Source organism: Pseudomonas sp. 11/12A, assembly GCF_000800055.1.
GTDB lineage: Bacteria > Pseudomonadota > Gammaproteobacteria > Pseudomonadales > Pseudomonadaceae > Aquipseudomonas > Aquipseudomonas mohnii.
In genome coordinates this window covers 5367652-5387645 of sequence record NZ_JUGV01000001.1, presented here as the reverse complement: position 1 = coordinate 5387645, position 19994 = coordinate 5367652, and the positions used below count along the sequence as shown (strand labels likewise).

Genomic DNA, 19994 nt, shown 5'->3' with positions numbered 1-19994 from the left:
CTCAGGTGCCTGAAACCATCCTCCAAACCAAAGGAGCCAAACAGGAGGATGGTGGAGCAATCAATTCTTCATTACCCCGTAGGGCTGCAAGCCGTTCGCTGATCTGTGCGCCTATCAATGGTGGATGGCTGGTCCGGTATCAGCTTGTGAAGGTCGAACCAGCCATCCATGCCGTTGTTACTTCAGGGGCTTGATCGACACGATGGTGGCCGACATGCCCTCGGCACGAAACTCAAACGCTACTTGATCCCCAGCCTTCAGGCCTGCCAGTTGTTTGCTTGTTGCGGTGAATGCCATGGTCATGGCGGGCCACTGCACAGCCGGAACGGCGCCATGGGCGATAGTCACTGTATGTTTCGTGGTGTCGACAGCCTTGATCGTGCCCTCGGCTTTGGCCACTGGAGCCTGCTGGGTCTCCTGCGCCATCTGCATGCCCTTCATGGGCATAGAGTCCATTTTCATACCCGGCATGTCTTCTGCCTGAGCAGAAAGAGACAGTGCGACAACGGTGCTTGCAACGGCGATCAGGGTCAGTTTCATACGACTTTTCCTTGAGTGGTGGTGGGTACAACGGGGAGGTGCCGGCGACGCATCAAGCGGTAGGCTGCCGGAATGACGAACAGAGACAGTAAGGGCGCGGTGACCATGCCGCCGACCATGGGTGCGGCGATGCGACTCATCACTTCGCTACCGGTGCCGCTGCCCAAAAGGATGGGTAACAGACCCGCAATGATGACGGCCACGGTCATGGCTTTGGGTCGGACCCGTTGCACCGCACCTTCGCGAATAGCGGCGATCAGCCCGCGCTCAGTGCTGTCACCGGCGTCTTCACGTTCGGCCCAGGCATTCTTCAGGTAGAGCAGCATGATTACGCCAAACTCGGCAGAAACCCCCGCCAACGCGATAAAGCCGACACCGGTGGCCACCGACAGGTTGAATCCCAACAGATACAGAAACCATGCTCCACCTGTCAGTGCGAACGGCAGAGTGGCCATGATCAACAAGGCCTCGTCGAAGCGGGCGAACGTCAGGTAGAGCAGGACGAAAATGATCAGCAGCGTGGCCGGCACCACCAGCTTGAGCCGTGCATTGGCTCGCTCGAGAAATTCGAACTGCCCCGAGTAGCTCAGGCTCATGCCTGGCTGCAACTTCACCTGCTCACTGACGACCCGGCGCAGGTCGGCGACCACCGAGGCAATATCCCGGCCACGCACGTCGATATACACCCAGCCAGAAGGCCGGGCGTTCTCGCTCTTGAGCATTGGCGGGCCGTCGCTGACCTTGACCTTCGCCACAGTGCCGAGGGTGATCTGGCTCCCCAAAGGGGTGTAGATCGGCAGCTGCTCCAGGGCGCCGAGCGAGTCACGCCACTCACGGGGATAACGCACGTTGATCGGGAAGCGAGCGAGCCCTTCAATGGTCTCTCCGACGTTTTCACCACCGATAGCGCCGGCCACGATCGACTGCACATCGGCGATATTCAGCCCGTAGCGGGCCGCGGCCTTGCGATCGATATCCACATCGATGTAACGGCCGCCAGTCAGGCGCTCGGCCAGGGCCGAACTGACACCGGGCACATCCTTGGCCACGCGCTCGACTGCCTGGGTGGCCGTATCGATCTCCGTCAGGTTGTTGCCGGCAATTTTTACCCCTATCGGGCTCTTGATCCCGGTGGCCAGCATGTCGATGCGGTTGCGGATCGGTGGTATCCAGATATTGGTCAGCCCAGGCACGCGGACCACTCGATCCAGTTCCTCCACCAGTTTTTCCTGAGTCATTCCGGGGCGCCACTGCTCACGCGGCTTGAATTGAATGGTAGTCTCGAACATCTCCAGCGGTGCCGGGTCGGTGGCGGTTTCGGCGCGGCCCGCCTTACCGAAGACGTGTTCGACTTCGGGCACCGTCTTGATCAGGCGATCGGTCTGTTGCAGCAACTGCGCCGCTTTCTGCGCTGACAACCCCGGCAGAGCCGAAGGCATATAGAGCAGATCGCCCTCGTCCAGCGCAGGGAGGAACTCGCCACCCAAGCGAGAGATCGGCCATACCGCGCTGAGAAAGACCAACAGTGCGACCAGCATGGTGACTTTGGGCCGGCGCAGCACCGCGTCCAGGGCCGGCTGATAGAGCCTGATCAACCAGCGGTTCAGCGGGTTTTGTTCCTCTTTGGGGATCCGTCCACGAATCCAGTAGCCCATCAGCACCGGCACCAGAGTTACCGACAGTCCGGCCGCCGCCGCCATGGCATAGGTCTTGGTGAAGGCGAGGGGGCCAAACAGGCGGCCCTCTTGCGCTTCCAGGGTGAACACTGGAATGAACGACAGGGTGATGATCAACAGGCAGAAGAACAGCGCCGGCCCCACCTCGGCCGCCGCTTCGGTCATCACATGCCAGTGATGTTCACCCTTCAGCTCTTCCCCCGGGTGGGCCGCGTGCCAGGCCTCGACCTTCTTATGAGCGTTCTCGATCATCACCACGGCGGCATCGACCATGGCGCCGATGGCGATGGCAATCCCACCCAAGGACATGATGTTGGCGTTGATTCCCTGGTAGCGCATGACGATGAAGGCAATCAACACTCCCACCGGCAGCGAGATAATGGCCACCAGGGATGAGCGCAGGTGCCAGAGAAAAATCCCGCACACTAAAGCGACGACGATGAACTCTTCGATCAGTTTGTGACTGAGGTTTTCCACGGCGCGGTCGATCAGCTTGCTGCGGTCGTAGGTGGTGACGATTTCTACCCCGGCCGGCAGACTGCTTTTCAGTTCGTCGAGTTTGGTTTTGACCGCCGCAATGGTTTCGCGAGCGTTCTTGCCGCTGCGCAAAATCACCACGCCACCGACAGTCTCGCCTTCGCCGTCGAGTTCAGTAATGCCACGCCGCATTTCCGGTCCCAACTGAATCGTGGCGACATCGCCAAGGGTCACCGGCACACCACCCGAACCCAGCTTGAGCGGGATCGCCCGAAAGTCATTGAGCGTCTTCAAGTATCCGGAAGCACGCACGATGAACTCGGTCTCCGCCAGCTCCAGCACAGCACCACCGGTTTCCTGATTGGCCTTGCCGATAGCTTCGGTGACCTGCGCCTGAGTGATACCCAGGCTGGCCAGTTTGAGCGGATCGAGCTGCACCTGGTATTGCTTGACCATGCCGCCGACGGTGGCCACTTCCGCAACGCTCGGCAAAGTCTTGAGTTCGAATTTGAGAAACCAGTCCTGAAGTGCGCGCAGCTGCGCCAGATCGTGTCCACCGGTGCGATCCACCAGGGCGTACTGATAGATCCAGCCCACTCCAGTTGCATCCGGTCCCAACGCCGGCTTGGCGCTGGCAGGCAACCGACTTTGTATCTGACTCAGGTATTCCAGCACCCGCGAGCGAGCCCAATACAAGTCGGTACCGTTTTCAAACAGCACGTAAACGAAGCTGTCGCCGAAAAAGGAATAACCGCGCACGGTTTTGGCTCCCGGCACCGAGAGCATGGTGGTGGCTAACGGATAGGTCACCTGGTTCTCAACGATCTGCGGCGCTTGTCCCGGATAAGGGGTGCGGATGATCACCTGAACATCGGAGAGGTCCGGCAGTGCATCGATGGGCGTGCTCTGAACCGACCACACTCCCCATGCCGTAACGAACAGCGTGGCCAGCAGCACCAGGAATCGGTTGGCCACTGACCAGCGAATCAGGGCAGCAATCATGGCTGACTCCCCGATTTTTCCAGGCGTTCAACGCGCAAACCATCGTCGGTTTGACTGACTGATGCACGAACCTTGTCGCCAGCCTTGAGTCCTTGCATCAGAGCAGGGTCAGTCAATGGGAAGGTCATGGTCATGCCCGGCATGCCCAGCGTCTTGAACGGACCATGGGCGAGGGTCACGTCTTTGCTATTGATCTCGACGATCTGCCCGTCCGCCTCATGCAGGGCGCGTGTCGCGGCAGCAGGTGGCGGCATTTCCATCGTTCTCGCGACGATGCCCTTGAGGCTGGCCTCGGAGTCGAGCAGGAACTGTCCAGAGGAGACCACTTGCTGGCCTTCCTCCAGACCTTTCAACACCACTGTTTTGCCTTCGTTTTCCTGCCCGGGTTGCACCTCTACCGGTCGGTAGCGGCCCGCGTCTTCGACGAGCATCACCAGGACGCGTCGGCCGGTGCGAATGAGCGCCTCGCTCGGTACCCACAACACGCTTTGCTCAGTCGAACGATTCAGGCGCACCTGCGCCGTCAAACCGGGTCTGAGGCGCCCGTCAGGGTTGGGCAGTTCGACCCGCACGCGAACGGTGCGGCTGTCCACATTCGTTTCCGGCAGAATGGCGCTGACCGTGCCATTGAGCACGGTCCCCGGGAAGGCTGGCAGACGTGCTTCTACCGTTTGACCGACGACGATCGATCCAGTCTCCGACTCTGGAACGGCCACGGCCAGCCAGACGCTACTCAAACCATTGACTCGGGCCAGAGTCTCACCGGCTGCCACGGTCATACCCGCACGCACATTCAGTTCCTGTAGCACGCCGCCAATGGGGCTGGTGAGGGTCAGGTTCGGCTGGACCTTAGCGCTGCGTTCTACTTGGGTAATCAGCGCCGCCGGCATCCCCGTGAGGCGCAGCCGTTGGCGTGCTGCAGCCAACAAGTCAGCATCACCGTTACGCTTCAGTGCAAGGAATTCTTCCTGAGCAGCAGCCCATTCCGGTACCAGGATATCGGCCAATGGCGCATTGGCTTTGAGCACATCGCCTGGAGCATGGGCATAGACCCGCTCCACAAAACCCGCGGTACGCGCCTGGATCACGGCGACATCCCGCTCGTTGAACGCCAGCACGCCGACCACGTCCAGGCTGGAGGCCAGGACTCCACGGGTGACGGTGGCCAGACGCAAACCGAGATTCTGGGTCAGGCTTGGGTCGATACTCATGGCCGCATTGTCCGCCGCGGAATCAGCGTATCGGGGCACCAACTCCATATCCATGAAGGGTGATTTGCCCGGCTTATCGAATTTCTGTTGCGGCTGCATCGGGTCGTACCAATACAGTACTTTGCGTTCGTCTTGCGTTTTGGGACTCTGTTCGGCGAGTGCACCAGGCATTGCGATCATTCGCTGCTGAGCGAACCAGTAACCACCGCCAAGGCCTACGGCCACCGAGAAGCCTGCCAGCAAAGCCCCTTTCCAGATTCGAGTGCTCATTGGCTGGTTTCTCCGTAAGTGAAATACAGGCGGGCACTGGTCAGTGCCCGCTGTTCTTCGAAGTCAATTTGTTTGAGGCGGGCCTCGATGAGTTCACGTCGGGCAGCGATGACAGGCGCCAGGTCGCCTTTACCGGCGCGGTAGCTGGCCATGCTCAGCCCGACCTTTTCCTTGGCCAGGGGCACCAGACTGTCCTGGCTGCGTTGTACGGCGCGGTTCAGGCGCTGATAGTCGGCCAGATCCGCCTCCAGTTGCTCGGTATGCTCGCGTGTCTGGGCTTCACGCTCAGCCTCCAATTGGTTCAGTTCGGCGTGCTTGGCGGCGATCTTCGGATTTTGTCGGGAGCCGGGGAACAGTGGCAGGTCGAAGGTGAATTGCACGCTGACCATGTCGCCAAATTCCCGTCCGCGGCGCTGGTAATCAAGCTCCCAGCTCCAGTCGGACTGTTTTTCCGCTTCCGCTTCACTTATCTTGGCCTGCGCTTCGCGAGTCATCGGGGCGAACGCCGCCAGCGCGGGATGATGTTGCAGCTTATGGGAGTAACCCGAAGTATCGATGGGCCATTGCGGCAAACTGCCGGTTGGTTGGTCGTTGGCCGCGGGACCAATCCAGCGTTTGAGAGCGGCTCGGGCTTGTGCCCGCAGACGGACCAGGTCGTCCTGTTGTTCCGCCAACTGAGCCGCCTCCTGTTTCGGTGTGACAGCATCGGCAGGCTGAGCACGGCCGCCAGCGATCTGCGCCCGGACGGTATCGGTCAACAGACGATTTTCTTTATAAAAGTCCTGGAACAGCGCCTCTTTACGCTCGACGGAATAGCTGCTGATCCAGGCCAATGCGGTGGCCTGACGGACATTCAGTCTCTCCACACGGCCTTCAGCCGCAGCTCGATCGACCGCTGCTTCGGCGACCTCAATGCGTGCTTTGCGTTTGTCTCGGCTGGGCACTTCTTGCATGACCCCAACCATCTGCATGGTCATGAAGTCCTGCTCGAGTCTCCAGCGGTCGGGGCCGCCGATGGGAAAGTTTTGTACGCCAAGCAGTAGCTTTGGATCGGGTAGTTCGCCGGCCGGAATGGCAGCACTACTGGCGGCTTGCAGTTTGGCGGCTTGGGCGGTTAGTGACGGGGCGTTGTTTTCGGCCAGCCGTAAGGCTTCATCGAGTGTCAGCGGGGCGGCGACGCTCGGCAATGCCAACACGCTTGCCGCCAAGGCGGCCACGACGGGCCAGCCTGTGCAATAGCGTAGGGAGTTCATGCTCACGATTCCTGTGATGTTCCACTGCGCGCCTCTTAGACATGCACGCAGAAATACCATCCCGCGAAGGCAGGATGAAACTCAGTGTGGTACAGGAATCAGGCGCGGGGCGGACGCCATACCCCGGATGGGGTTTGAATGGGCGGGAAGTCGCTGAAAAGGGATAGCACCAGCGGACTGGACAAGCGAGTGACAGGCTTGATGATCGATACTTGCAGCATACCGCCAGTCTTGCATTCCTGACCAGGTTTGCAGGGCTTCCCGTGATCGGTGGGGCTTTTCATGTCATGGCAGCAGTCCGGTCCCATGTCATCCATCATCGCCATACCCGCCATTTTCATCGGGCAAGGCTCTGTCGGTGCCTGAATGCCCGCCATCCCGCTGAGGGGAAGCGCCAGGCTAATCAGGAAAATGAGGCAACACCGCAGGTAGCGTTTCATGCGGGGGAGTCTAGTTGCTGGTAGCGGACTGTACAATTACGAATCTGTCAGGACGAGCCCGTCGGATAGAATCTGAAGGTCAATAAGAACCTCCTCGTATAGAGACAAGGACTCGCTGAACAGCCAAGCCAATTTGCTGGGTATGGGAATGGTTACAGCTCACGGCCTATCGTTCGGGTCACGGTTGATTGGTTTTACCTCCTGTGTGTCATTGGTACTGGGCGGATCCTTGTGCATGTTGCGCATACAAAACACCATCGACAGCGGGCACAGCAGCACCAGAAAGATCAGCGCATTCGCCGCGATCCAGGCTTGAAAAGCGGGAAACAAGACATAGGTAGCCGCCAGGATAATGGCCGCACCGATGCCCAGCTGAACCATTGAGGGTTTATTACGAGTCATGATGCTCTCCTCTCGGGCAAGTCATGGGGGCGTTCATCCAGAACCAGCCCAGGTGGTTGCTCAGCGTCATCGCAATGCTCGGCCAGATACGACAGAGCCTCGCGCATGATCTGAAGCGTGGTAATACGCGCATTCAGCGCATCGATGTTGCTCAGCGCAATAGCCTGAACCTCGTCGTCAGAGCGATTGCGCTCCCGCCATAACGCCAATAAGGCACGAACCCGCTCGATCGATAATCCCAGATCTCGTGCATGGTGGATGAAGCGTAAAACGTGTACATCGCACTCGCAGTAGACGCGATAGCCAGACCGCGTGCGCTGTGACGGCGGGATCAGATTGATGCGCTCGTAGTGGCGGATCATCCGGGCGGACAAACCGCTGACACTTGCCGCCTCACCAATGTTCATAAGATCCTCCTGTTCGCTGAACCACCGAATCAGCCCTATTCTCGTTGTGCCGGCTGCCAACAGTTCCGTAACAAGGTGTAAGTAACCACTGAGACACTGGGACAACGCCCTTACCGCACCAGGACTGCCGGACCCAACACGCCCATTGCTGCTCGCGGAATACCGATCAGGTTGTAGACGAAGGCCCAGAGCGGACTCTTCAGAATCTGGCACATAAGTGCAACGGGACAGCATCAAGGCATCCGCCACCAGAGCCGGGTCGCCGCGCATACCCGCTACGCTGAGCCTCCATTGCAGGATAGGATTGGACGTGTCGGTAGCGGTATGGGGGAATAAGCTGACCATCACCAACCTCCTGAAGAGCCTCTCTCCCGTAAGGTTGGACCTTACTATTGGGGCAAGGTCAAGCAGCAACGCGATTGCTGGACGAGTCCTCGAAAAAAGGATTGAGGGTAGTCTGTTGACTTGGTAACTATCTCAATGCTGATAACGCATAAAAGTTTTTAATTCAATGACTTACAGAGTAAATACGCTGGTGTCCGCCTTGTCCTGGTATGTCTCCTATACTGACTCGCGCCGACCGGTTCAACGCAGACACTCGTACACCGTCAGAACAGCCGTCAGCGGGTTCTAACGGCTTCCTTACGATTCAACAGTAAGGAGAACGAAAATGGCAGTCCGCATTGGCGACGAAGCACCGGACTTCACCGCCGAAAGCACCGAAGGCCCGCTCCACTTCCATGAGTACTACTGCGGTTTTGAGACGCCAGCAGTCGAGGTTCGGACTAGGTTGGATGATGATTCCAGCCAATGGAAAGTCACCAGCTCGCGTTATGACTGATTTCCTTCCCTTCGGCGAGTATCTTTCTGCCTAGACCGATGGCTGTCGCAGACCCGTTTCCGTCCGATGTAGCACTTGAAAGTGAAAACGGCGGGCGTGCAGTCGAGCTTTTCGCTGGCATCTTTGCCAATGCGCCGGAGGGCGCAGCCGCTCGTCGCAATACCCAGCAAGAATTGCCTCTATGCACGGTTATCCAATGACGAGATCAGCTCTGCGCGCGAGCATAATGACGTGTCTTCTCTAATGACGAAATGAGAGCCGGACGATCATGAGTGAAAGCGAGCGTTGGATAGTCAAATGCCAGAATACTGAGGACGGTAGCGGCGATGTCATTGTTGATTTACCTCCAGAATTGCTTGTCAAAATGGGGGTAGGTGTTGGGGACGATCTGATGATTACGGTAGCGAATGGCACAATAGTGCTGGAGCCTACGCATGGCACAACATCAGTGCAGTCCGTGTTTGCTGGAGTCCTGCGTGATGATGCTTATCATGCCTACCGCATCCGGCTGGAGGCATCTCTTAATATCCCCTCAAACGCCTCTGATCAGGACATTCACGACATGATCGTAGCTGGCTTCTCGGCCAGCATGATCATGTCGCTTTGCGACGCTGGAACCTTAAGTCCGGAAGAGCGCGACAGAATCATTCCACTCAAAACGCTCAAAACAAAATTGGTCAGCAATCAGCTCTTAACGGTGGATGAGAGCGATCGACTGTTCCGCTTTGCACACATTACCGCCATGGCCGAGGTGATCTTCGGGGACGCAGGGAAGGCCAAACAATGGCTTTCCAAACCCAAATCCCGTTTTTCGGGTAAAAGTCCAACTGCCATGCTCACTACAACCCACGGCACACATCGGGTCGAAGAAATGCTGATTCAGGTAGCAGAGGGCATGTCATTTTGATCCAACCGCCGCTAAGTAGAACCATCACAAGCGGGTACGCGACCGCAACGGGCATTGTTGTCAAAATACTCATTCAGCTGGCGAGCTCCGTTAAGCCGTTTACCCCTGAATTCGCTGAGCCGTTGTTGTCAAAATATTTTGTTCGGCACCACTCTCGACTTTAAAAAGGCTCCTCCGGGTAGTGTCAAACTATGTTGTTATAGACTCACCCCGTTATTCGAATATCGCCATGGGTTGTGTCAAGTTATGTTGTCATCTGGGGAGCGCTCAAGGCTCTGTAAATGACTGATTTTATTGATGTTCGTGTGTCAAACTATGTTGTTTGGCACCATCCTTGGCTTTAGAGAATGGAAACTGTCGCGGGAGCTGGAAGGGTTATCCTCCAGGCTCCCGCTGTTGCTTCAGGCCCGGATCCACACCTATCTTCCCGACACATCTCCCTATCCAGCCGTTAGATGCTGCCGCGAAAACAAAGTAGTGAATCTCTGCGCGCCTATGTAGAGCGGAATTTCCTGAAAAAAGTGCTATTGCGTAAAACAACAATGAACTAACAAAAGGGAAGGCCTGATTTCGATTAAGCAGCTGTTTTTGAACTTCAGACACGAGGTCGTTAAAACGGCTGCTGACTTCAGACCTTTATTGGGCAAAACCTAAAGTTTGAACTGACGCACAATCTGCAACAACCGCTCAGCGTCTCCACCGCTCGCCCGGCCACGGCTGAGGGTGCTCTGCGCAAGTACAACGGTGGTGTTCGCGACTACCGAAACACTACTGATCCGCCGATTGATTTCATCGGTCACCATGGCCTGCTCTTTGGCAGCCTCAGCAATGTGCAGGCTCATATCGGACACTGAAGACACCAGTGCACTTATTCGCTGTAATGCTTCGCCAGCGCTAAGAGCCTGCTGCACTCCACGTTCAGCAAAGTCACGACTGTCGTCCATTACTTTAACCGCATGCTGTGAAGCATTTTGCAGCCGTTCGATCATATCGTTGATTTCTTGTGTAGATTTTTGCGTACGACTAGCCAACGTGCGGACTTCATCTGCCACTACTGCAAAACCACGACCTTGCTCACCGGCGCGAGCAGCTTCGATGGCGGCGTTAAGCGCCAGCAAGTTGGTTTGTTCGGCGATGGTGCGAATCACCTCCAGCACCCCGCCGATTTCGCGTGAATGGCCTTCCAGATCAGCGATCACTTGGGCAGCTTGACCCACTTCTTCTGCCAAGGAGCGAATATCAACGATGGTTTTATCGACGACGGCAATCGCTTCTTTTGCCTGTGTAGAGGCGTCACGCGTTTGAACAGAGCTGGCTTCGGCGTTGCTGGCAACCCCCTGCACGTTGGTAGCCATTTGATTGGCCGCCGCCGCCACTTGTTCAACTTCAATTTGCAAATCCGTAGCACTTTGCTGAGAGGCACCGGCATCACTTAGCAATTGTTCGGCCGATTGCTCTAGCCCCTTCGAAACATCCGCAACGGTCGAGATTTTGCTGCGCAAGCCGCCTAAAAATGTATTGAATAGCCCAACAACCTGACCTATTTCATCATCTCGCTTTGACTGGATGCTGCGGGTAAGGTCGCCGCTCCCGTCATTTAATGCGCTCAGTGACCTGCTCAGTTGCTGCATCGGCGGTAGCACTCGACTAGCAATCAGCCACAACACCCCGAGCATAATTAAAAGTACGGTTCCCCATGCGACGAGGCTGGTGACCTGGATTTTTGTGCGCTCGGCTTCACTGTCATCCAACTGCTGACGATACAACTTGTCCAATGGCTGACTAAAAGCAGCAAACTCGGAAATAACTTTTGCCGAACGCTGGTCAAAATCTTCCATAACTTTATCGCCGTCAGCTTTGTTACTGGCATAGGCCTGTACCATTAGCTTGCCGGTGCTGTTGAGTTGGTCCAGTGGCGTGCGCAGGGCCTGAAGTCGGCTGGAAAGACTTGGAACGATTTTCTCTATCTCCTCCAAAAGCTGTAGCGAAGCTGCGTAATGCTGCTGCGCTTCCTCCATCGGCTCATGGTCTTGAGTAAGGCTTGCATCGGTATAGAACTGTTGAATTTGCGCGCTCTCGTAGCGCAATTTTTGAGTCGACTCAAGAGCGTTTCCCAGTCGCTCGATTTCGGATCCAATGGCATCTAGGACGTTAAATTGGGTTTGCATCAATGTCGTTAAACCCATTGCTATAACGATCAAACCAGCAGCACAGAAAGTCATCAAACGAGAAATACTGAATATCATAAGGTAGTCCGGCAAAAGGGAACGCAGATCAAAAAATCGTGTGTTTTTAACGATTAGCAGTAGAGAACCACCGATTTTTCAAAGTTCTGTCTTGTTTGGTTGAAAGTAACTGATTTTTTGAGCAACGGATTTCCATTTTACTCTCAACGCACCACTACTTTAGGGATCCAATAGTCGTAGTGGGGGTGGGGAAGCTCCTGGCAACTTGCTGCAATCGCGCGGCAAGTGGAAAATGTCATGGCGTTCGGCGCTATATCTGGAGAAACATCCGGGGCGCTCCCCCAAGATGTGAGTTGGCCAATGTTCTCGGGGCCCTTTGTGACAAACTATGTTTTAAGCCAGCACCCTCTGAAAAATCGCAGCCAATGGTTGCGATTTTTTTATCCGAATCCAGGACATGCTCATGGACCGCTTCCAGGAAATGCAAGTCTTCGCCGCAGTCGCACAAGATCAAGGGTTTTCGGCGGCCGCGCGGCGTCTGGGTATGTCGGCAGCCAGTGTCACGCGCGCGGTGGCGGCGTTGGAGAGGCGTATTGGTACGCAGCTGCTGACGCGCACCACGCGCAGCGTTCATCTGAGCGAGGCGGGCCAGCGTTATCTTGAAGACTGTCGGAGAATTCTCGCCGAGGTGCAGGAAGCCGAGGACTCGGCGGCGGGCAGTCACGCCCAACCTCGTGGGCAACTGACGATTACCGCACCGGTATTGTTTGGTGAGCTGTTTGTCACGCCATTGATGGTGAATTTTCTGACGCAATTCCCCGATGTCACGATCAATGCGTTGTTGGTGGATCGTATGGTCAGCGTGGTGGAGGAGGGCATCGACGTGGCCGTGCGCATCGGGGAGCTGCCCGACAGCAATCAGCATGCAATTCGGGTGGGGGAGGTGCGACGGGTGATTTGTGCGTCGCCACGGTTTCTTGCCACTTTCGGACGGCCAAATCACCCGCAAGACCTGGCCCAGGCACCGGTTATCGCGACGTCCTCGATCGGGCAGTTAAGAAGCTGGCCGTTCCTCGTGGACGGCGAACCACTGAGTGTCCGGCCTGAACCACGGCTGGTGGTCACGGCGAATCAGGCGGCCATCGCCGCTGCCGGCCTCGGCCTGGGTTTCACACGAGTCTTGTCTTATCAGGTTGCAGGCAAAATAGCGGCCGGTGAACTGGAAATTATCCTGGCCGACTTCGAAATGCCGCCATTGCCCATCCATGTGGTTTACCAGGGCGGACGTAACGCCCCGGCGCGGGTTCGCAGTTTTGTCGATTTTACGGTGAAGGCCCTCCGGGAACACCCGGCCTTGCGCAGTTGATGCATTATTGCTGCAGATGAAATAATGGATTCCACTTGCTGGTTATTCTGTTGCTTTCGGGACTGGTAGAAGATGGCTGCCGTCGGTGCTGATCTTCCGAAGCGCCACTTACCCTGCGGAGTCGACCATGCAAGCCATCAAACTCTACAACTTTCCCCGTTCCGGCCACGCTCACCGTGTGGAGCTGATGCTTTCGCTGCTGCAATTACCCACCGAGTTGATCTTCGTTGACCTGGCCAAAGGCGAACACAAACAACCGCAATACCTGGCACTCAACGCTTTCGGACAGGTGCCTGTGCTGGATGACCAAGGCGTGGTGCTGGCGGATTCCAACGCGATCCTGGTTTATCTGGCACAGAAATACGGCAAGGGTCGTTGGCTGCCAACCGATCCGGTCGGTGCCGCCAAGGTACAGCGTTGGTTGTCGGTGGCTGCCGGGCCGATTGCCTTTGGTCCGGCCAGGGCCAGGTTGATTACGGTGTTTGGTGCACCTTACAACGCTGAAGAAACGATCGCTTATGCCCATACCGTGCTGAAGGTCATCGATCACGAACTGGCCAACACGCCTTGGCTGGCGGGCGGCGAGCCGACCATTGCTGACGTCGCGGCCTACAGCTACATCGCCCATGCACCTGAAGGCAATGTCTCGCTGGACGACTACGCCAACATCCGCGCCTGGCTGGCACGGGTCGAAGCCTTGCCCGGATTTGTCGGCATGCCGCGCACCGTCGCCGGCCTGCAAAAAACCGCCTGATGCTTGTGGCCCGACGCTGTCGGGCCGTTCACGCTGCGCCGAGGGTGCAGGGGGAGTAGCCGTAATGGACCGTTCACCGTGGCATGCTGGCGAGAAACAGATGCAGGCTCATGTCGGCGTCGCCGAGCGAATGGAGGTGTTGGGGCGTCGGGTGATTCGTAGCGAGATGCCGGACCAGCACCGCACGTTCTATCAGCAACTGCCGTTCATGCTTTACGGCGCGGTGGATGCCGAAGGCAACCCGTGGGCCAGCGTGCTTGAAGGTGAACCAGGCTTCGCCCATTCACCTGAACCAGGGCTGTTGCAATTCAGCAGCCTGCCGACTGCCGATGATCCGGCGCAATTGACTGACGGCGCTGCGATCGGTCTGCTGGGGATCGAACTTCACACCCGGCGCCGCAACCGTATCAACGGTCGTATCGGTGCTACATCGGCGAGCGGATTTAGCGTGACGGTGCAGCAGTCCTACGGTAATTGCCCGCAATACATTCAATTGCGCCAGTTTCGATCGGTGCCTCTGGAAGATCCGGCAACGCGACGCGCGCAGCATGACAGCGAGCTGGATGATGCGGCCAGGGCGATGATTGCCGAGGCAGATACCTTCTTTGTCGCCAGCTATGTGGACGTCGAGGGTGAGCGTTCGGTGGATGTCTCCCATCGCGGCGGTCAGTCCGGTTTTGTACAGGTAGAAGGTAATCGCCTGACCATCCCGGATTTCGCCGGCAATCTTTTTTTCAACACGTTGGGCAATCTTCTGGCCAATCCCAGGGCCGGTTTGTTGTTCATCGATTTCAATTCAGGTGACCTGCTGCAACTCAGTGGGCGCACCGAAATCATTCTTGAGGGTCCACAGGTCGAAGCCTTTCAAGGCGCCGAACGTTTATGGACGTTCCACGTGGAACATGTGGTGCGTCGGCCTGCAGCTTTGGCGTTGCGCTGGCGATTCGACGGCGTCTCTCCCACCAGTTTGCTGACCGGCACTTGGGCGCAGGCCAAGGCTCGTCTGCAAGCGCAGGCCCTGGGCGATAGCTGGCGGCCGCTGCGGGTGGTGCGGATTGAACCGGAAAGCCACAACATTCGCTCGATCTATCTGGAACCCGCCGACGGTGCCGGGTTGCCATTGTTCCACGCCGGGCAGCATTTGCCTTTGCGGTTCAACATTGATGGCGAGGTGCATATCCGCACGTACAGCCTGTCGAGCGCACCGTCGGATGATTTTTTCCGCATCAGCGTCAAACGTGATGGACGGGTGTCTTCGCACCTGCACGAACAGATTCGCGTCGGGGATCTGCTGGAGGCGCGTGCGCCTCAAGGGCATTTCACCGTGGCACCCCATGAGCGTCGGCCTTTGGTGTTGCTGGCTGCCGGAGTTGGCATCACGCCATTGCTGTCAATGCTGCGTGAAGTGGTTTATCAAGGTTTGCGCACCCGCCGCATTCGGCCGACCCTGTTCCTGCAGAGTTCGCGTACGTTGGGTGATCAAGTGTTTCGTCGTGAACTGGACCGCTTGCTTGGTGACGCTGGTGATGCCGTCAGGGTGGTGCGGCTGCTGAGTCAGCCAGAGCCGTCGGCGCGGGAAGGTGAAGATTTCGACCTGACTGGACGGATTGACGTCGCACTACTCAAGGATCTGCTTGAGGTAGAGGACTACGATCAGCTGGATTTCGTCCTGTGTGGCCCTGGAAGTTTTACCCAAGCGATGTACGACGGATTACGCGAGCTGGACATCCGCGACGCAAGGATTCACGCCGAAACCTTCGGGCCTTCCACATTGCGTAGACAGCCAGACCCCGACGCCGTGGTTATCGAACAACCGCCAGCCGCCACCACCTCGGTGCCGGTGGTGTTCCAGCGCTCCGCCAAGGAGGCGCGCTGGCAACCCGATGGCGGCAGTCTTCTGGAGCTGGCAGAGAGTCGCGGGTTGCGACCGGAATTCAGTTGCCGAGGGGGTTCCTGCGGGACCTGCAAGACTCGCCTGATCAGTGGCCAGGTGCATTATCCACAGCCGCCCGCCGAAGTGCCGGAGGAAGGACAGGTGCTGATTTGTTGTGCGATTCCGGCTCAGGGCGAGCAGCGTTTGGTGCTGGATATCTGAAGGATCGTCACACGCCATCATTGCCCGTGGATCGATGGCTCAGTAGGGTAGAGCGCAGAACGAAGGGGCCGTCACTGGCCCTTTCTGCATTTTCAGGGATAGGCGCTTACATGGTTTTTCTGACTCGCTGGATCCTCCTGCTGACGTCGCTCGCCCTGTTCAGTGGTTGCGAACGACAGGACGCTCCGCCACTCGATCAGCAGCTCTACGTCTGGCAACGACAATGGACATCCAACCATGACGTCGCCCTGAGGGACAGCCGCAAAGACTTTTCCGCTTTGCGGGTGCTGGCGCTACAAGCCTTTCCCCAGGCTGGCTGGAGTCGCGCACAAATTGATCCTGCATTGCTCAAGCGAGACGGGCGGCCACTGATTGCGGTGATTCGCCTCGATGGTCAGCTCAAGTCATTGGATCAGGATGAGGTCACGACACAGATTCAACAGGTGATCAGCGATTGGCAGGCGCTGGGACTGAGCCTCTGCGGTGTGGAAATCGACCACGACGCAGGCAACGCTCGGCTACCGGCCTACCGCGAATTTCTTCAGCAGCTGCGCGCCCGTCTACCGGCCTCATTACCCCTGAGCATTACCGCGTTACCGGCGTGGCTCGACAGTCGCGAATTGCCTGCGTTGTTATCCACAGTCGATAGCAGCGTGCTGCAAGTGCATGCCGTCAGCGACCCGCGTCGTGGGTTGTTCGATCCGGTCCAGGCCCTGCAGTGGGCAAACGCCTGGAGCCGTATCACTTCGAAACCCTTCTATTTGGCGTTGCCGGCCTACGGCGTGGCCTTGTTGCCGGGTGATGGCGGTGCGCCGATCGTGGAAAGTGAGGTACGCCTCGAACGTGAGGGTAAGCGTCAGGAATTGCTGGCCGATCCACAGCAACTCAGCCAGCTCAGCGCCAAGTTGCGCGCCGATCCACCGGCACATCTGGCCGGCCTGATCTGGTTTCGCCTGCCACTGGCCAACGACCGTCGAGCCTGGAGCCTGACGACGTTGCGCGCGGTGGTGCGAGGTGATGCCCTGAGCAGTCGGTTGGCGCTGAAACTCTCGGCTCAGGAAGGCCTCTATGACATCGGCATCAGTAACGAGGGCAACCTCGACAGCGCCTGGCCCGAACGTGTGACATTGGCGGTGCGAGGGTGTGAGGGGGCGGATGCGCTGGCCGGTTATGCGTTGCAACAAGGCCCGGATCTGCTTACCTTCACCCGCCTGCATGAAGGTCGAATAGCGGCTGGCGGACAGCGTGCCATGGGTTGGGCACGCTGCGCACATATTGATCAAGGAGGTTCGAATGTTTACCCGTAATTGGCCCCGCCATCTGCTTTGCCTGAGTCTCAGCCTGCCGCTGGGTTCGGCGTTAGCGTGCGGGCCGGATTTCCCCATGCGCCTGCTGGACAACCGTGGCCAGTCGCTGGCGGAACTGCCTGAGGGTAACTTCAATTTCGAGGTCAATCGCCTCGGGCATGCCATTGCCGGGCTGAAACGCGTCACCCAAGCAGTCAACAGCATGGAAGCAACCGACTATGCAGAACAGCGCAGTCAGGCCGAGCAGGCAGGTTTGACGGCCGAGCAGCAGGCGCTGGTGCAACAGTTGCGTGATTTGACCGATGCCCGGCGGGTTGAGGTTGAGGGTGAAAGTCTGCCGGCTGAGCTCAAGTTCTATCTGGCCGGTGCCGTGGCATTTGCTGGCGGTGATCATGGTCTGGCGGCGGAATATTTTCAGAAAGTACTGGCGCTGCCGGCCGATCAACGGCCGTTACGCAGCACCTGGGCCGCTTACTCGTTGGGCCGGGCGTTGTTTGCCATGAGCTCGGAAGCGGGCGCCGGTCCTGACCTGCTGGCGCAGTCGCGCAAGGCTTTCGAACAAGCCCGACAATTGAGCATCGATGGCTTCAGCGATCCGCTGGAACTGGGTGTTGCCAGTCTGGGTGAACAGGCCCGCGTTGCCCGGACCGAGGGCGACTGGAACAGCGCCATCGAGCTGTATGCCACGCAAAACCTCCAGGGGTCGGCGGTCGGCTACACCTCGCTGAAGCTGTTGATGGCTGATCTGTCAGCGATGCCGGACGATCAACTGGCCGAACTGCTCAAGGGCAAACCGGTGCAGCAACTGATCACGGCGTCCTTGATCAGTCGACTGGGATGGTCATTCGGTGATCAGCCGCCCAATGAACAGAAATTGATCAAACTTTTGCAGAGCAGCACGCGCGGCACACTCGATAACGCGGATCGCCTGGCGGCAGTCAATTATCAACAAGGTGACTACACCAGTGCCAAGGCCTTTCTCGAACACGCGGGCGATGGCGGCCTGGCTTGGTGGCTGCGGGCCAAACTGGCGGTGCGCGAGGGTGATAAAAGCGCCGCGGCTGCCGCTTATGCGAAGGCCGCCCAGGCTTTCCCGCAGAATGAATCCTGGGGTGAGCGCAGAACGCCGGACTACGACTACGAAACGCTCCAGCCCAAGTGTCGGGTCGATGGCGAAAGCGCGATTCTGGCCTTGCAGCGCGGGGATTATCTGCAGGCTTTTGATCAGCTTTATAGAAGCAACGACATTTACTGGTTCGATGCGGCAACAGTCGCCGAGCGTGTGCTGACCGTCGATGAGCTCAAACATTACGTCGACACTCAGGTGCCGGCGCCACCCCCCCTGACTCAGCAGGACCGCGATAACTATGTACCGCTGCCGGTGGCCGCCAAGCTGCGCAATTTGCTCGGACGGCGCTTGTTGCGTGAAGCACGTTACGACGAGGCACCGGCCTACTTCGACAGCCTGGATTTACAGAAAAAGGCAACGTGGTATGGGCAGTTGCGCCACGACGCTGAATCAAAATGGTGGCCGAGCAAGCGTGCATTTGCCTACTTCCACGCTGCCACGCTGGCCCGATTCGACGGAATGGAACTCCTGGGTTACGAGATGGCTCCGGACTACGCCACATTGGCTGGCAATTACAGTCTCGAAAGCAACGAACTCAAAGTTGGTCCATGGGTGGCCGAACAGGAAGTCATCCGCCAGCGAGCCAGCGCTGCCCAACCCGATCAGCGTTACCACTACCGCTATGTCGCGAATGCATTGGCCAGTCGTGCCGCCGATTACTTGCCTCATACCAGTCAGGCATTCGCGGCTGTGCTGTGTGCGGCGACGGGGTGGAACACCGGTCCGGATGAAAAACGCGCTTTCTATCAGCGCTACGTCAAAGAAGGCCCTTATGTGGATTGGGCAGTATTTTTCGGTGAACGCTGCCCTTATCCGGATTTCCAGAATGCAGATAAGCGTTACGTGACCCAAGCGGTGGCGCCCATCCGTGCAGCCCTTCGGCCCTACAAAAAGTGGCTGGAGATGGGGGGTGTCGTGGTGTTAACAGCGATAGCCCTGCTGCTGGTCAACCGTCATAAGCGCAAGAAACGGGCTTAATTACGCCTGCTGAACAAAGGTCAGCCGCACGGCGAAACCAATCAGCAGGCTGCCGAACAGCCACTGCTGAAGGCGTTGGGCGGATGGACTGCGTTGCAGCCATCGGCCCAGCGCCGCACCGACCAGCGCATAAGCACTGTCGAACAGCAAACCGACGGCCACCAACACCACGCCCAAGGTCGCGAATTGTGCGAGTACCGGCCCGGCGTGTGGGTTGATGAACTGGGGCAGTAGCACGGAGCAGAACAACAGCGCCTTGGGGTTGAGCAGGTTGGTCAGCAAACCGCGCTGGATCGCCTGCGCCCAGTGCGGTTTCCCGGTGGTTTGATGGGCACCATTGAGGTTCGGCAACAGGGTCGTGCGCAGGCACTGAACACCGATCCACAACAGGTACGCGGCGCCGGCCAGACGCACCACGTCGAAGGTCCAGGGCGCCGCCTTGAACAGTGCCGCCAAACCCAATGCCGCCAGCGCCACATGGCAGGCTCGGGCGATGGCCAGGCCCACCGCCGTGGCCAGCGCCGCGCCTTTGCCCTGGCGAGCACCGGTCTGCAACAGCAGGATCATGTCGGGGCCGGGCAATAAATACACCACCGCCAATGCCATGAAAAACAGCCAGAGACCCGCCATGTTGCACCCCATTCGTTGTCGATTCGGTAGGGCCAGTCTAGGGCGCAAGGGCGGGGCAGGTGGTTGCGTAGTTCGCTTCTAAAGCGGCCAGCCTTGGCATAATCTGCCAGGCTATGACCTCTG

15 protein-coding genes and 2 pseudogenes are annotated in these 19994 nt (G+C 58.0%); 7 read left to right on the top strand and 10 right to left on the bottom strand.

Going from position 1 to position 19994, the window contains the following annotated elements:
- Positions 1-177: 177 nt before the first annotated feature.
- The 7 genes from GQ39_RS24790 to GQ39_RS24760 all read right to left on the bottom strand — a co-directional run bounded on the left by GQ39_RS24790 (position 178) and on the right by GQ39_RS24760 (position 7678).
- Positions 178-540, bottom strand: a complete 363-nt coding sequence (locus GQ39_RS24790; RefSeq protein WP_047535383.1) for a copper-binding protein — start codon at positions 538-540, stop codon at positions 178-180.
- Positions 537-3695 (bottom strand): efflux RND transporter permease subunit, encoded by a 3159-nt coding sequence (locus GQ39_RS24785; protein WP_047535381.1) that lies wholly within the window; start codon positions 3693-3695, stop codon positions 537-539. The genes GQ39_RS24790 and GQ39_RS24785 overlap by 4 nt, the downstream gene beginning before the upstream one ends.
- Complete coding sequence (locus GQ39_RS24780; RefSeq protein WP_047535377.1) at positions 3692-5176, bottom strand: efflux RND transporter periplasmic adaptor subunit; 1485 nt, start codon at positions 5174-5176, stop codon at positions 3692-3694. The genes GQ39_RS24785 and GQ39_RS24780 overlap by 4 nt, the downstream gene beginning before the upstream one ends.
- Entirely contained in the window at positions 5173-6429 is a 1257-nt protein-coding gene (locus GQ39_RS24775) for a TolC family protein (RefSeq protein ID WP_047535374.1), read from the bottom strand. Before GQ39_RS24775 ends, GQ39_RS24780 begins: the two co-directional genes overlap by 4 nt.
- 98 nt (positions 6430-6527) lie before the next feature.
- Positions 6528-6869: a hypothetical protein gene (locus tag GQ39_RS24770; RefSeq protein ID WP_046057058.1), complete on the bottom strand. Its 342-nt coding sequence runs from the start codon at positions 6867-6869 to the stop codon at positions 6528-6530.
- A gap of 159 nt (positions 6870-7028) precedes the next feature.
- Positions 7029-7271, bottom strand: coding sequence for a DUF2933 domain-containing protein (locus GQ39_RS24765; protein WP_046057057.1), 243 nt, complete (start codon positions 7269-7271; stop codon positions 7029-7031).
- Positions 7268-7678: a MerR family transcriptional regulator gene (locus GQ39_RS24760; RefSeq protein ID WP_047539157.1), complete on the bottom strand. Its 411-nt coding sequence runs from the start codon at positions 7676-7678 to the stop codon at positions 7268-7270. Before GQ39_RS24760 ends, GQ39_RS24765 begins: the two co-directional genes overlap by 4 nt.
- Before the next feature lie 670 nt (positions 7679-8348).
- On the opposite strand from GQ39_RS24760, the pseudogene GQ39_RS32650 reads away from it, so the two are divergent.
- Together GQ39_RS32650 and GQ39_RS24755 are read left to right on the top strand one after the other, a co-directional pair.
- Positions 8349-8426: pseudogene (locus tag GQ39_RS32650) on the top strand (peroxiredoxin); the annotation flags it as partial.
- Positions 8427-8787: 361 nt separating this feature from the next.
- Entirely contained in the window at positions 8788-9426 is a 639-nt protein-coding gene (locus tag GQ39_RS24755; RefSeq protein WP_081997967.1) for an antitoxin Xre/MbcA/ParS toxin-binding domain-containing protein, read from the top strand.
- A gap of 650 nt (positions 9427-10076) precedes the next feature.
- Here GQ39_RS24755 and GQ39_RS33870 read toward each other — a convergent pair.
- Positions 10077-10802, bottom strand: coding sequence for a methyl-accepting chemotaxis protein (locus tag GQ39_RS33870; protein ID WP_371919880.1), 726 nt, complete (start codon positions 10800-10802; stop codon positions 10077-10079).
- Positions 10803-10934: 132 nt separating this feature from the next.
- Positions 10935-11102 (bottom strand): annotated as a pseudogene (locus GQ39_RS33865) (HAMP domain-containing protein); the annotation flags it as partial.
- 973 nt (positions 11103-12075) lie between these two features.
- On the opposite strand from GQ39_RS33865, the gene GQ39_RS24745 reads away from it, so the two are divergent.
- From GQ39_RS24745 to GQ39_RS24725, 5 genes are all read left to right on the top strand, one after another.
- Positions 12076-12978 carry a LysR family transcriptional regulator gene (locus tag GQ39_RS24745; protein ID WP_047535368.1) on the top strand — a complete coding sequence of 301 codons (903 nt, stop codon included), beginning with the start codon at positions 12076-12078 and terminating at the stop codon, positions 12976-12978.
- Between the two features lie 127 nt (positions 12979-13105).
- Positions 13106-13732, top strand: a complete 627-nt coding sequence (locus tag GQ39_RS24740) for a glutathione S-transferase family protein (RefSeq protein WP_047535364.1) — start codon at positions 13106-13108, stop codon at positions 13730-13732.
- Between the two features lie 64 nt (positions 13733-13796).
- The gene (locus GQ39_RS24735) at positions 13797-15827 is read left to right on the top strand and encodes a pyridoxamine 5'-phosphate oxidase family protein (protein ID WP_047535361.1); all 2031 of its coding nucleotides are present in this window, start codon (positions 13797-13799) and stop codon (positions 15825-15827) included.
- A 110-nt stretch (positions 15828-15937) separates the two neighbouring features.
- Positions 15938-17134 carry a DUF3142 domain-containing protein gene (locus tag GQ39_RS24730; RefSeq protein WP_047535358.1) on the top strand — a complete coding sequence of 399 codons (1197 nt, stop codon included), beginning with the start codon at positions 15938-15940 and terminating at the stop codon, positions 17132-17134.
- Positions 17121-19241: a hypothetical protein gene (locus GQ39_RS24725; RefSeq protein ID WP_047535356.1), complete on the top strand. Its 2121-nt coding sequence runs from the start codon at positions 17121-17123 to the stop codon at positions 19239-19241. The genes GQ39_RS24730 and GQ39_RS24725 overlap by 14 nt, the downstream gene beginning before the upstream one ends.
- Here the strand turns inward: GQ39_RS24725 and GQ39_RS24720 are convergent, their stop codons facing one another.
- Positions 19242-19871, bottom strand: a complete 630-nt coding sequence (locus GQ39_RS24720; protein WP_047535353.1) for a LysE family translocator — start codon at positions 19869-19871, stop codon at positions 19242-19244. It lies immediately after the preceding gene.
- Between the last annotated feature and the right edge of the window lie 123 nt (positions 19872-19994).